This is a genomic window from Marivita sp. S0852 (assembly GCF_046591575.1).
GTDB lineage: Bacteria > Pseudomonadota > Alphaproteobacteria > Rhodobacterales > Rhodobacteraceae > Marivita.
The window spans coordinates 1-13,322 of sequence record NZ_JBIQWA010000010.1 but is presented as its reverse complement, the minus strand read 5'-3'; the positions used below and the strand labels follow the sequence as shown (position 1 = coordinate 13,322).

The 13,322-nt window shown below is 56.7% G+C and carries 12 protein-coding genes; 4 read left to right on the top strand and 8 right to left on the bottom strand.

Going from position 1 to position 13,322, the window contains the following annotated elements:
- Positions 1–112: 112 nt before the first annotated feature.
- The 4 genes from ACG74X_RS17535 to ACG74X_RS17520 are packed head-to-tail and all read right to left on the bottom strand — an operon-like array spanning position 113 to position 4,355.
- On the bottom strand, positions 113–1,321 hold the full coding sequence (locus tag ACG74X_RS17535) for a beta-ketoacyl-[acyl-carrier-protein] synthase family protein (protein ID WP_411236450.1): 1,209 nt from the start codon (positions 1,319–1,321) through the stop codon (positions 113–115).
- A gap of 3 nt (positions 1,322–1,324) precedes the next feature.
- Complete coding sequence (locus tag ACG74X_RS17530) at positions 1,325–1,585, bottom strand: acyl carrier protein (RefSeq protein ID WP_411236448.1); 261 nt, start codon at positions 1,583–1,585, stop codon at positions 1,325–1,327.
- A 38-nt stretch (positions 1,586–1,623) separates the two neighbouring features.
- Positions 1,624–2,715 carry a UDP-3-O-(3-hydroxymyristoyl)glucosamine N-acyltransferase gene (locus ACG74X_RS17525; RefSeq protein ID WP_411236447.1) on the bottom strand — a complete coding sequence of 364 codons (1,092 nt, stop codon included), beginning with the start codon at positions 2,713–2,715 and terminating at the stop codon, positions 1,624–1,626.
- 29 nt (positions 2,716–2,744) lie between these two features.
- Positions 2,745–4,355, bottom strand: coding sequence for a L,D-transpeptidase family protein (locus ACG74X_RS17520; RefSeq protein ID WP_411236445.1), 1,611 nt, complete (start codon positions 4,353–4,355; stop codon positions 2,745–2,747).
- Positions 4,356–4,701: 346 nt separating this feature from the next.
- Between ACG74X_RS17520 and ACG74X_RS17515 the strand changes: the two genes are divergently transcribed.
- Positions 4,702–5,271, top strand: a complete 570-nt coding sequence (locus tag ACG74X_RS17515) for a YcbK family protein (protein WP_411236444.1) — start codon at positions 4,702–4,704, stop codon at positions 5,269–5,271.
- A 187-nt stretch (positions 5,272–5,458) separates the two neighbouring features.
- Here the strand turns inward: ACG74X_RS17515 and ACG74X_RS17510 are convergent, their stop codons facing one another.
- The gene (locus ACG74X_RS17510) at positions 5,459–7,393 is read right to left on the bottom strand and encodes an autotransporter domain-containing protein (protein WP_411236443.1); all 1,935 of its coding nucleotides are present in this window, start codon (positions 7,391–7,393) and stop codon (positions 5,459–5,461) included.
- 330 nt (positions 7,394–7,723) lie between these two features.
- Here ACG74X_RS17510 and ACG74X_RS17505 point away from each other — a divergent pair, with 330 nt between their 5' ends.
- The 3 genes from ACG74X_RS17505 (at position 7,724) to ACG74X_RS17495 (ending at position 9,807) form a co-directional block, all read left to right on the top strand.
- A complete protein-coding gene (locus tag ACG74X_RS17505; RefSeq protein ID WP_411236442.1) occupies positions 7,724–8,152 on the top strand; it encodes a plasmid mobilization protein in 429 nt (142 codons plus the stop codon).
- The gene (locus ACG74X_RS17500) at positions 8,149–9,450 is read left to right on the top strand and encodes a relaxase/mobilization nuclease domain-containing protein (protein ID WP_411236441.1); all 1,302 of its coding nucleotides are present in this window, start codon (positions 8,149–8,151) and stop codon (positions 9,448–9,450) included. Before ACG74X_RS17505 ends, ACG74X_RS17500 begins: the two co-directional genes overlap by 4 nt.
- Before the next feature lie 177 nt (positions 9,451–9,627).
- Positions 9,628–9,807 (top strand): hypothetical protein, encoded by a 180-nt coding sequence (locus tag ACG74X_RS17495; protein ID WP_411236440.1) that lies wholly within the window; start codon positions 9,628–9,630, stop codon positions 9,805–9,807.
- Between the two features lie 15 nt (positions 9,808–9,822).
- Here the strand turns inward: ACG74X_RS17495 and ACG74X_RS17490 are convergent, their stop codons facing one another.
- From ACG74X_RS17490 to ACG74X_RS17480, 3 genes are all read right to left on the bottom strand, one after another.
- Complete coding sequence (locus ACG74X_RS17490; protein ID WP_411236439.1) at positions 9,823–10,074, bottom strand: hypothetical protein; 252 nt, start codon at positions 10,072–10,074, stop codon at positions 9,823–9,825.
- 52 nt (positions 10,075–10,126) lie between these two features.
- Positions 10,127–11,017, bottom strand: a complete 891-nt coding sequence (locus ACG74X_RS17485) for an ArdC family protein (RefSeq protein ID WP_411236438.1) — start codon at positions 11,015–11,017, stop codon at positions 10,127–10,129.
- A gap of 341 nt (positions 11,018–11,358) precedes the next feature.
- Positions 11,359–12,957 (bottom strand): helicase C-terminal domain-containing protein, encoded by a 1,599-nt coding sequence (locus ACG74X_RS17480; RefSeq protein WP_411236437.1) that lies wholly within the window; start codon positions 12,955–12,957, stop codon positions 11,359–11,361.
- Between the last annotated feature and the right edge of the window lie 365 nt (positions 12,958–13,322).

Genomic DNA, 13,322 nt, shown 5'->3' with positions numbered 1-13,322 from the left:
GCCCCATATGGCTGACCACGATACCCGGCAGATGCCCAAATATAAAGCCAAGCTGCAAAATGCGGCATCCGCGCATGATCTGCACTCAGCAGATCTGCGCGCAGGGGAAACCCTATATCCGGCGCAGCGCCAGAACCGCGTTCAGGCCACCGAAGGCAAAGGCGTTTGACAGCGCCACGTCGACCGACGCCTCGCGCGCCACGTTGGGCACCACATCAAGCGCGCATTCCGGGTCGGGATCTTCATAACCGATGGTCGGTGCGATCACCCCATCGCGGAGCGCCATGATGCAGGCCAAAAGCTCGATCGCCCCGGTGCCGCCGATACAATGGCCGTGCATGGATTTCGTCGAGGACATCATCAGCGTGTCGGCATGCGCGCCAAACACATCCGCGACAGCGGCGCATTCGGTCTTGTCATTGGCGGCCGTTCCGGTGCCATGGGCGTTGATATAGCCGACGTCTTCGGGGTTGAGTTTGGCGTCTGACAAGGCACCTGCGATGGCCCGTGCCGCACCGTTTTTCGAAGGCATCACGATGTCTGACGCGTCCGAGGTCATGGCAAAGCCAACGACTTCGGCCAGAATATCAGCACCGCGCGCGCGGGCGTGATCGAAATCCTCGAACACAAACACTCCCGCCCCTTCGCCCTGCACCATGCCGTTGCGATTGGCGCTGAACGGGCGGCAGGCGTCCTTGGACATGACGCGCAGCCCTTCCCATGCCTTGACGCCGCCAAAGCACAGCATGGATTCCGATCCGCCGGTGATCATCACCGGGGCCAGCCCGCCATGGACCATCTGAAACGCCTGGCTCATCGCGTGGTTCGACGACGCGCAGGCGGTCGAGACGGTGAAACTTGGACCCTTGAGGTTGAACTCCATCGACACATGGCTGGCGGCGGCGTTGTTCATCAGTTTGGGCACGACAAACGGATGCACCCGGTTTTTGCCGTCCTCGTAAACGCTGCGGTAATTTTCATCGAGCGTGGTCATGCCGCCACCCGAATTGCCCAACACCACCCCGGACCGCGCGGCCAGATCGCCCGAGAACTCAAGCCCGGCCTGCGCCAACGCTTCGCGTGCGGCGATCAGGGTGAACTGGGTAAATCGGTCATACAGGGACAGCTGCTGACGGTTGAAAAAAGTCTCGCCGTGAAAGTCGTGAACCTGCGCCCCGATCTGGATGGCCAATCGTTCTACATCCCGAAAGGCCAGCGGCCCGATGCCGCAACGGCCTTCGCGCATCGCTTCCAATGTGTCTGGCACGTTGAGGCCCAGCGCGTTGACCGATCCGGCCCCGGTGATGACCACGCGCTTCATGCGTCAGCCCTTTTGCTCCGCGATGAGGTGTTCGACACCTGTCACCACGGTGGCGACCGACGTGATGTCAAAGGTGCTTTTCTGGGGTTCGTTGGCATTATACGGCACATCGATGTCAAACTCTTCCTCAAGCGCGAAGATACATTCAACAAGCCCCATGCTGTCGATGCCCAAATCGTCCATTGTGTCCGTTGTGGCCACATCGGACGGCTCTATCATGGCCTGTTCTGCGATGATGCGGATGACCCGCTCTTGCACGCTCATTTCACACATCCCGATTTCCGAGTTCCTTGCGGCGTGACTTAGTGGCTCCCGTCGGTTTTTGAAACGGATTTTTTGAGTGCCGCCACATCGGCAATCAGACGCGGCAGGCGGCGCAGCTGTTTGTAAAGATCAAGCTGCGCATCCATTTTCATCGCCGGATATCCCAGCATCACCCGCCCCGCCGGGACATTGGACAGCACCTTGGTGGCCCCGCCGGTAATGACATTGTCGCCGATGAACAGGTTGTCGCTGACACCGGTCTGGCCACCCAGAACCACATTGTTGCCGATACGGCTTGAACCGGCGATGCCCACTTGCGCACAGATCAGGCAATCCGTGCCGATGACCACATTGTGACCCACCTGCGCAAGATTGTCGAACTTGCAGCCCGAACCGATCCGGGTGTCCCGCACGGTGCCGCGATCAACACAAGTGTTGGACCCAAGCTCGACATTATCGCCGATGGTGACACCGCCCAGCGAATGTATCCGCGCATAGCTTTGGGCGGCGGCATCGCCCCGGTCGCCCAGTGTGTCGCGCACATTTTCGATGCTCGACGGCTCTGGGGTGACAAAGGAAAACCCGTCCGCGCCAACAGTGGCGTTAAAATGCGCAATAAAATTGGTGCCGATACGGACATCGTGGCCAATGCGCACGCCCGGATGGACAAGGGCATTTGCCCCGATCTGCGCGCCGTCGCCGACAAAGACATGTGCGCCAAGTGTTGATCCCTGCCCGATCACGGCCCCGGCGCTGATCACGGTGAACGGACCGATGGTTACATTGTTCTGGATCACCGCCGAAGGATCAACAATGGCCGTTCCGTGGATGCCGGTCGGATAGCGCGCCCCGTCATCCATCATGGCCGAAAGACCAGACATCGCATAGCGCGGCCGTGGGGCCAAAAGGGCGGCAGACAGACCAAGCGCCTGCCAATCAGCCGTGTCCCACAGCATTGCGGCGCGGGCAGTTCCCTGATCCAGCTGTTCGGCAAATTCAGGTTTCATCGCCAGCGCCAGGTCCGTGTCAGCGGCCTGTGCCGGCTCTGCAACCGCGTGAATCCGCAAATTGACATCGCCTTCGGCACGAATGCCAAGGGCGTGCGCGATCTCTGCAATGGTAAAGGGCATCAACGCCTCCGGCCTGGTTGGCCGCAGGTTTAGCTTTGAATACCGCCGATCTCCACCCCTGCTGCGGTCAGGGCGTTCCAGATACCTGCATCGCGATCATAAATATCGCGACGATACTGCACCTGCCCCTTGGGCGTAGTGAACGCGGTTCGGTAGATCAGATGCACCGGAACAGGTTGATCCAGATTGACACGCGTCTCTTTACCAGTGCGCAGGCGGCTTTTGAAAAAGCCCTGCGGATCGTCGGTTTGCCGCGCCAAAAGCGCATAGGCGAAATCATGAGGATCGCTCAGACGGACGCACCCATGGCTAAATGTGCGGACCTCGCGGTCGAACAGGGATTTTGACGGCGTGTCATGCAGGTAAATATTGTATTTGTTCGGGAACATGAATTTCACCGTCCCCAAAGCGTTCCGGGGACCGGGCCGCTGGCGCATTGAAAACGGGAAACTGCGGTTGGTGTAGCCTGCAAAACTGCGGTTGCGGCTGACCACCCGACCGCGGCTGTCGGTAATCTCAAGATGGGACACGGCGCGCGGGTTGGCGCGCAACTTGGGCAGGTATTCCCGCACGATGATCGAGCGTGGGACAAACCAGCTTGGATTGATCACCATGTGATCCATCTCGTCGGAAAATTCAGGGGTCTGGCGATCCAGTTCTTGGTGGCCGATCACAGAGCGCGTCTCAAATGTGAGTTTGCCCTGGTCAAAGATGCGCGCTTTGAAATCCGTCAGATTGACCAGAATGTGCCGATCCCCCAGACCGTCGGGCCGGTTGATCCACCGCTCACGCTCCATCGCGACGATGACGGATTTCAACCGCTCTTGTGGGGTCTTGTTGATTTCCTGCAGCGTGCTGGCACCGGCCACACCATCTGCCGTCAGACCATGCATTTCCTGAAAGTCGCGCACCGCGGCGGTGATCGCCGCGTCGTAGCGGGCCGTCACGGTGCGTTCCAGATAGCCCATGGCAATCAACCGGTCGCGCAATGCAACGACCCCGTCACCCGTGTTTCCCGGTTCCAGTTTTTGGCTTGGCACCGTTTGGCCCCAACCGCCATGCGCAATTTTATGTTCAAGCCGCATTTTCGCTTTCATCAAGCGGGCATATTCATGCGATTGCGGAGCCAGCGATGCAAGAAAGGCCTGCGGCGCGTCTGACACGATCCCATTCAGGTAATAAGACGTGTCGCGCAACGGGATTGTGCGCACGATTTCACGGTGAATGCGTTTCGGAGTGTCGATGACCCCAGTCTGTAGATCCCGCGCATAGGCCAGATACAGTTCTGTCAGCGACACCTCCAGCGCGCCACGGTCATATCCCGCCCGGGCCGCCGCCATTTGGGCGAGAATTGTTTGAACATTGTAACGATCTGAAGGAAGGCCGTGATGGCTTGCCCGGCTCAGCGCATCCAAAAGCGCAGTGCGACGATCAAAATCCGCCTGAGTCGGCCCGGTCCATATCGGCGAGAACCCGCGTTCACGGTAAAACGCGGCGATTTGATCATCCCGAGACACGTTTTCGGCGACAGCCTGTTGAAAGGCCGTTATCTGGACGGCCTGGGCGGGCTGCGGTGCGATCTGCGTGGCCGCCACAAGTGCAACAACTGCCGCGCTGCGTAAAACCGTCCGATAGATCATCAAAAACTCTCCTGTAATCACACTATATCAACGCCTTAGCAGCGTCTTTGTTTCCTATCGTCTTGATCTGCGGATGCGCTGTCTATTCACAAAATGGTTTTCCTGCATTTTTGCCATCACTTTGCGGCAATGCTGCATCGGCAAAAACGCCTATAGAGTAACTTTAACACACCTTGGCCATTTAAGCAGGTTTTTGCCGAAAAAACTTGAATCATAAATTTTCGGGGAAGTTTAGGTTTTTTTGAGATTCGTGTTGTGTCATAGTCACGCCAATATCAGGTATTCGGCAGGTTCGCGGAACGGCGTGAACATCTTGACAAAGTGAAAACGGGACAGGCATTTCTCAATGACTGACATCGCATCTGGCGGCATGACGCGTCGCGGAATCTTGACTGCATTTGCAGCAACCCTGGTGTCCGCGGCACCCACATATTCGAACGCAGCAGGCTTTCTGCGCGGCGGGGGCGATATCCGACGGATCAGAATGCAGTCGGGTCGGACCGGTGAACGGATCGACATGATCTACTGGATCGAAGGTAAATATATCAAGGACGCCGTGCGCGAGGTGAACCATTTCATGCGCGACTGGCGCACTAACGATGTCAAATCCGTTGATCTGCGCACCGTAGACATCATGGCGGCGGCCCATAATCTGATGGATGCGACAGAACCGTACATGCTTCTTAGTGGGTATCGCAGCCCGAAAACCAATGCCATGTTGCGGCGCCGGGGATCAGGTGTGGCGAAAAATTCGCTGCACCTCAAAGCGCAAGCGGCTGATCTGCGGCTGAATTCCCGCTCGGTCAATCAGATGGCCCGCGCAGCAGCGGCCTGCAAGGCAGGCGGCGTTGGACGCTACAGCGGATCAAACTTTGTCCATATGGATTGTGGACCGGTCCGGTCTTGGGGGCGGTAGGCTCCAACTTTACGCACTGAACGAAAAAGGGCTGCCAAACCGGCGGCCCTTTTTGTTTTGACATCACAATTTCCGCATCCAGGGACAAGAACAGAATTCGGAGCATCCGCACCACATAACACGGCCTGATTTCATAGGGTCCAATACGTTACGTGATGCGCCCGATTTCGGAGTGACCCGATTTGCCCTAAAACGTCATTTTATAGCTGACTGACCCAATCAGACCACGCGATCCGTCAAGACCGACAGAGCTTGCCCCGGTCACGCTCAGAAACCTGCCGTTTCCAAAGTCCTTGAGCACAGATCCCGAAATATAGCCCCAGGTCTGATCAGGGCGCGGCGCGGTCACTGTGCCCAATGTATCGGGATTCGGACCAAGAGAGACCTTCAGAGGATCGTCATTGAAATCATGCTCGATCGAGCCACGCAGGTTGAACACCCAGCCATCCATATCTGCCGGAGTGAAATGCGCAGACAGCCCTGCCGTGATCCGGCTGGACTCAAGCTCGGTCTTGCCAAACGACAGGCTTGCCGCGCCATCGGATTCGGTGAACCCGTCCAAAGACACACGTTCCCACGTATAATGCGCAAACGGGTTCAGACGCACCTGATCGTTCAGCGTGAACAGCCCACCGCCGCCGATCCGGGCAAACCGATAATCCCCTTTGGTGTCAGCGGTGTACCGCTCTGTCGCGGGGCCCAAAGCAAAACTGCGGGTGATCTCATCCACATGGATACGCCCACCGCCGAACGCCGCGTTGACATAGACATTCGACGTGATGGCGGCCTGGCCGAACACAACCCCGACGATCACATCGCTGTCAAAGCCCCCGGCGTCATTGTCAAAATCAACCTCTCCGTAATCCAGGCTAAGGCCCGCACCGATCGTGGCGGTTGGAGATAGAACGATATCGGCCCCGGCTTTCAGAACCCGCGTTGACCCGTCAATGCCCGGTGTGACCTGCTGTGCATCTGCTTCGAATGCCCCGAAATCAAGGCTGGCATAGACATCAACATCCCCAACATCGCGCACCCGCGCCGCACCGTTTTCATCGGTTGTGCGCATCACGGTTGGGTTCATGCGGTTTTCAATCGACAATCCGTGCTGCCGCAACGCCGTCATGGTGGCCAGTGGGATGGCCCCGGTCTGGGTCGCGGCCTGGAGCCCGGCAAAGGCCGCCTGGCCGAACAATTCATGCCCGGCTGTGGTTGGATGGACCCCGTCGGCAAACACGCGCTGTTCACTATCCGCACTGGCATTGACGCCCTGCAAACACCCCAGCGCACTGTCCGGGCAGGCCGGGACAATCGCAGCATTGGGCGCAGTGAACCCGTATTTGACCGGATCAGCCTGAATGCGGCCCAAGAGCTTTTGCGAATCGACAATGACCGCCCTGTCTCCGATGGAGGCCAGCAAGGTGTTGTTAAAGCTGTCGGTAAGCGCGGTTTGCAACCCTGCCCCCGCAGGCCCGGAGGCAAGGCCAAAGGGCGTGGTTCCGATATCGGGGATTGTCACCACAATCACCGACTCTGCCCCGGCCCCTTTTACGCGATCGACAAGATCAACAAGCTCGGTTGCGGCCTGCACCATGTTCGCCGATGCGGCCTGCGGCGAAACCAGCCCCGCCGAAACAGCACCGGCCTGCGAGAACACGTCATTTGCGCCGCCCCAAAGAATGACAAGATCATTTTCGCCCAGCGTCGGGCGGTCCGCCAGCATCCGGTCCACCTGTTCGGCCAAAGATCGCGTGGTGATCCCCTGCCCCGTGTTAAAACCGATGCCGTTGGGATCGGTGATCCGCGATCCGCCCTCTGCGTAAATTGTCCCGCCCAGCGCCTGTTCCGGCACACCGGCCAGCGGAACGCCGGAATAGAGGTTCGGCCCAAGCGTCAGCCCAAGCTTCTGTCCCAGAACCTCTCCATAGGTCAGCGCCGTGCCATCGGGTGCATTTGTCAGAAACTTGTAGTTGATCGCCGGCAACGCCCCCATGCCCCCGATTTGCACCGTTTGCGAATATGTGCCCGCGTCACTTAGCGAATCCCCGATGATATAAACATCGTCAAACCGTAACTCACCGGCGGCGGCAAATCCGGTGACGCTCGTCAGTAGTGTACTCGCCAAAGCGAGGTTTCTGAAAACCATGCAGTGTTCCTTCCCTCAACCGCCCAAAGCGGCCGCGTTTAATTTTTGTATAGGAACGGATTTGCGGTGCGATGAGTCAACGTAAATGTTCATGCCGTCTTCGAAAATTTAGTTGAAAGGCTGATGACCCTACGTCGCCTTTTGCTGCCAAAACTGTCATGCAGAAGCCTGCGGCGCAGTGGCAACCGTGCCAGGACTTTTGAGAAATGGCGCACCTGCTCGATAATCGTTCGAACACGGTTTTCGAGACTTTAGAGGAATGGGAGCGCCATCTCGCATCATTAGAGCAAGATGCTCTGAGGTGCGACGATGGACCGGACTTCAAGATTTGATTTCAATAAGATAGCTGCCGAAGAGGTTGTCGCGGAAAAGAAATATCCGCCGCCTTTTTCGCTGCGATTGACGCATGAAGAACGCGCACGTCTCGAAGCTGAGGCGGGCGATTTATCGCTTTCAGCCTATATTCGCGAGTGCTTATTCGGTGAAGAGGCTTCACCGCGCAAGGCCTCTGGCAAACGACCTGTCGAGGACAAAGAAGCCCTCGGGCGCGTCATGGGCGCGCTCGGCAATTCGCGCCTATCTTCCAATCTCAACCAGCTCGCCAAAGCTGTGAACACGGGCTCATTGCCTGTGACGCCTGAAACCGAAGCGGAACTTGTCGAAGCATGTGAAGGTATAGCGCAGATCAGGGCGGATTTGCTCAAAGCACTTGGGCTCACGCCAGAGGGCGGGCCATGATCCTCAAAGCCAAAGAACGCGGAAACGCACCGCAGCTTGCCCGCTATCTCATGACGATGGCCGACAATGATCATGTCGAACTGCATGATCTTAGGGGTTTCGTCGCCGATGATCTCTCGGGCGCGTTTTTGGAAGCGCACGCTGTCGCGCAAGGCACGCGCTGCGAGAACTATATGTTTTCGATCAGCCTCAACCCGCCGCAGACTGAGCAAGTCGGAACAGATGCTTTCGACATCGCGATTGAAAAGGTCGAGCAAGCGCTCGGCCTAACGGGTCAGCCGCGCGCGATTGTCTTTCATGAAAAGGATGGTCGCCGCCATGCCCATGCAGTGTGGTCGCGAATCGACTCTGAGCAAATGCGGGCGATCAATCTCTCGCACTTCAAAACGAAGCTACGCGATGTGTCGCGTGATCTGTTCATCGAAAATGGCTGGGAACTGCCGCGCGGGCTTGAAGATAAACGGCTGCGCGACCCGCTCGCTTTCACCCGTGCGGAATGGCAACAGGCTCGCCGTGCCGGGCTCGATCCGAAAGAGCTAAAAGCAGTCTTTCAAAAGGCATGGGAAGCCTCGGATAATCGCGAAGCCTTTGCCCAGGCACTTGGCGAGCGAGGCTTCCAGCTTGCCAAGGGGGATCGGCGCGGTTTTGTCGCTGTCGATTATCGGGGTGAAGTCTGTGCCGTCTCTCGCTATGCAGGCGTGAAGACCAAAGACGTGGCTGCCAAACTTGGCGATCCGTCCGATCTCAAATCTGTCGATGATGTGCGCGAGGAACTCGCCGCGCGCATGACGAATAAGCTCGAAGTCTTCATCAAAGATGCTGAGCGGGAAGCCAGGAAGCAGGTGGCCGCGCTCGACTTCAAGAAAGCGGAACTTGTTGGCAAACAGCGCGCCGAGCGCGAAGCTTTGGCCGATACGCAAAAAGCGCGCTGGCAAGCTGAAACGCAAGCGAGGGCTGCCCGTCTTCCCAAAGGGATCAAAGGCGTATGGCATCGCCTGACAGGGCGCTATGGCAAGATTAGAGCGCAGAATGAAGCGGAAGCCCTTGCGGGCGTGCAGCGTGATCGTGCGGAGAAAGATGCGCTGACCCTACGCCAGATCGAGGATCGCCAAACATTACAGCGCGAGATCGAAGTGCAGCGCCAAGCCGCGCGAGATGAGCTTATGCGCCTTCGTAAGGATGTCGCCCGTTATGCCGAGATGGATCATCACGAGCAAAGCCAGACAATCGCGCGTTCCAACAATTCTGATCACGACCCGAAGTCGCCGCATACACCTCAGCGGCGCATGGGGCGATAAAACTTTGCAGCCGAGTGAGATGTTGTGCAGATGCAGCTTCGGATTGTCGGGTTTGTGACCGTTCCCTCTTTCTTCCAAACCGCCGACCCATCAAGCCTTCATTGGCCGATGATGATGAGTGCGAGGGCCGAAAGGCCCTGAATGGTTCGGGGTCTCCGATAGAAAAAGGAGGTTCACATGAAACCGATCACACAATCCGAAGCGGCAAAGCTCAGCACCGCAAATCTCTATGGCCTGCGTAAAGAAGCGTTTATCGCCTTCACGGGCGCGGAACGTGATACGCAAGACCAGCGTGACGCCTTGGCTGCGATGGCAAGCATCGAAAACGAGCTCAAGCGCCGGGGACCGACGCTCTAAGCTCTTTCGGCTGGCTCACGAGCCAGCCAAAATCCGCATTTGTTTTTCGTTTTGATATGCAGCGCGTTTTGCTTGAAGCCGCTCGTCAAAGTCATCTTTGCTGAGCGAGATGGCATCATGCGAGTGGAAAACACCAAGCTCCAGGTCCTCGCGCAAAGTGAAGCGATTCGCTTGGAAATTGAAGGCTTCGCACCGCTCCGGCAGGCTCTCGTCATCAACGAACAGCCGCACGAGGTGAACGCCGAAGCTGAAATATAAGATGTCCATGTCGCCGTCTCCTCGTTCGCTTGGCTTGGTCAAAAACATAGGAAGCCGCCGATTATGCGGCAACTTCAAGGTCTGCTTGCAGGCCGTGGATGTAATCGGCCGCTTTCTGGGCGTAGGCAGCGGCGCTGAAAATCGCCCGTTTATCGTTCTTCAGAACGCGCAGCCAGCTTTGAATATAGGCTGCATGATCGGCTGACGGTTCAGGCGTCAATCCAAGATCAGCACAAAGAAACGCTGCACCAAGCTCGGCGACCAGTTCTTCCCTTGCATAGCCTTCATCGCCCCATTGCTTGCGGCCAAAATCGCGATCAAGGCGCGAAGCATGATTCGTCCAGTGTGTGATCTCGTGCGCTAGCGTCGCATAGTAGCTTTCGGGGCTTTTGAAGCTCTCAAAAAACGGCATTTGCACAAAGTCCCGTCCGCCGCTGTAAAAAGCGCGGTTTCCGCCGTGACGAAGCTCTGCCCCTGTTTTCGCAAAGAAGGTTTCAGCATGTGCGATCCGCTTTTCGGGGTCGATCACAGCTTCTGGTTTTTCGTAGTAGCTTTTGGGCAGTCCCTCGATCTGCTCCACATTAAAAACCGTGTAGGCCTTCATAAAAGGGATTTCGCGGATCGCTTCGCTGCCGTCTTCCTGCTCTTCGGTGCGGGTGATCGTGTTGGCATAAACGACAGCATTGCCGCGCTCGCCCTTTCTGACATTCGCGCCAAGCTGTTTGGCTTGCTTGAACGTCATCCATGTCGGTGAAACAAAGCCCTGCTCGAACGCCGCGCCCCACAGCATGAGAATATTGATCCCGCTATAGGCTTCGCCGTTATGGCGTAGCGGCTTCACGATCCGGCCTTCCATATTGTCGGCTGACCATGGCTTGATCCAGGCAAGAACGCCGTTCTCAAGGTCTGTGATGATTTTGTCTGTGACGCGCTGATAGATATCCGTTTTCATTGGTCTTTTCTCCTTTTTGCTTAGTCGGTTGCGCATGCAACCGGACTAGGCCCGCGCCAATGAGCGGGGGGAGACCGTCAGGACCGCAGACGGCGGAGGGGGATCACCCGTCCTGCACAAGCAAAGCGCGGAAGGATGGGGACACCGCTGGCTGCGCCGCAGCTACAGCGAAGGCTTGGTCTTGACGGAGGAAGGGGTCGCAGACCCCTAAATCAGAAACAAAAAAGCCAGCCCAAAGGCTGGCATCACTTTACGCGCAAGGGATCGAAGCCGACTGGGCGAGACTACAGGCTCGGTTCACGAGAGCCCGGCCCGCAAGGGTGCGCAAAAAAGCTAAGAATTTAATTTTTTGGCATTTCGGTCATAGCCTTCGACCAGATCGCATCCCGCAATTGAACCAAACTCCACCGAGCGTCTGCCGATTCAGCTTGAATGGCAGGGATTCGCTCCAACGGCGTGAGCCCCAATAGATCGTCGATTAACGCCAGGAGTTGGTCGCGCATAGCGTACAAATTATCGGTGATACATAAACCCATAGATTCAACAGGATTGGCCTGGGGATCTACGATCCCATCTGGCCCAACAAATACAAGACCCAGATAGTCGCTGTCTGGATACGTAGTCTTCATCCAGCTAATATGGTCATGGCCTTGTGAGACATCCTTTTTGAAATATGTCGCAGGGTCGTCCTTGTCAGTCTTGAGCTCGAACCCGAGAATTTGCTTATTCGCCTCGTCAACCCAAAGAACGTCCGGACCGGTCTGGAAATCGTTGTCGGGCCGAACTGAGTTGAAGCCAAGCACTTCGCCCAGAAGACGGACGCTTGCTTCAGACTGGTTCGTTGACCCCCCTAAAATCAGATCAAGTCCCTCCCGAAGCTTCGTGATTTCAGCATCAACTTTCGCTGCATTCGTGTGCCCGAGGTATAAGCGTAAAGATTCACCAAACGCGTTGAGCTCCGGCCCAGCGTCATTCGCCGCCAGTGGTGCGGTAGTGGGAATGGTTATAGCGGGACCGATGCGCGTTCGAGCGAGTCGGTACGCCGCATCTGCACTGGCGGTATCACCCTCAAGATCATAAGCTCCACCCAGCCAGACACCGTGCCACCCGCCAAGGGGCGTGTCATTCTTCGCGGTCTGATCAACACTGCTCGCAAGGAATTGCCGAGCGCGTGCATAATCACCATTCCAGAGAGCGGCCGCGAATTTTGCCTCAATCTTGGCTGCATCAATCATGTACTCTTCAGCCTCTTGAGACTTACGAACTTCGTCCTCGTCTAACTGACCAAGCTTCACTTCACGCTCATAGTACTCGATCCAACCTGGATCGCGGTTTAGAACACGTGACATAGCCTCACGAGCCTTATCGGGGGTGTCGATATCCAGCCCATCCTGCACCGTGCGCCCGACCAGAATCTGCTTTTGAAGTAGCGGTGGAAGAAGAGCGACGTTTCGGTCTTTCTTCATCCAGATATTAATCTCACGCCCTCCAAGCAAGAACACGCCGTAGTCATTTCTTCCACGATTTATACGTCCAAAGAGTTGCGCAACGCGGTTTGCAGCTCTGACGGATTGGACCTTGCTCATGCGCAGGTATTCCCACTGATACCGCTCAATCAATGAGCTTGACGATGGGATATCCTCAATGAGCATGAAGCGGCAGGTGTCATGTGGCAGGTCGATGCCGTCTACGCGGGATACCAGTACAAAAGCACCATTGTCTTGCTCACGGAAGTCAGACAGAGCCTCGGAAAAGTTGTCTTTATCTGGTGCCTCCGAAATTTCCTTCCAGGTTTCCGCTGAATGATAGTCTGGGACGGCTATGACAATTTTTTCATCGTCCGATACCTTTTTGACAAACTCCTTGTCGAACCCACCCGAAATCTTCTCGCCCGACAATATGAGCCGTTCGCCGTTCCCCGCGTCATTCGCAGGTTCCACAGTCGCTCCTGGGAGGCGCCCAAATGCACGAATAAAGTCGGTTTTTGATTGAAGGGTGGCTGAGAGGTAAACTCTGCGGACATCGTTTGCAAAAACATCGAGGGCGAGGCTCGGTAGAAAACAGGGGCCAACCTCAAAGGTGCCTCTTGTGAAGATTGCTGCGCAAACAGCAAGATTGTCCTGAAGGTGGGCAAAGGGATATTTTAGGTCCTGATGATCTTGAACAGTAACCGGTGTTTCCGCCGCACACTTACGGCATAGCGCGTGATCTGCGATTCAGAGCTTTCTTTGGTTTGAAGGGAGTTTCTCGATGGGAGCTACAAGCGAGTTTCTGGCAAGGTTGCCGCGCCGGGCGGATGGTAAGC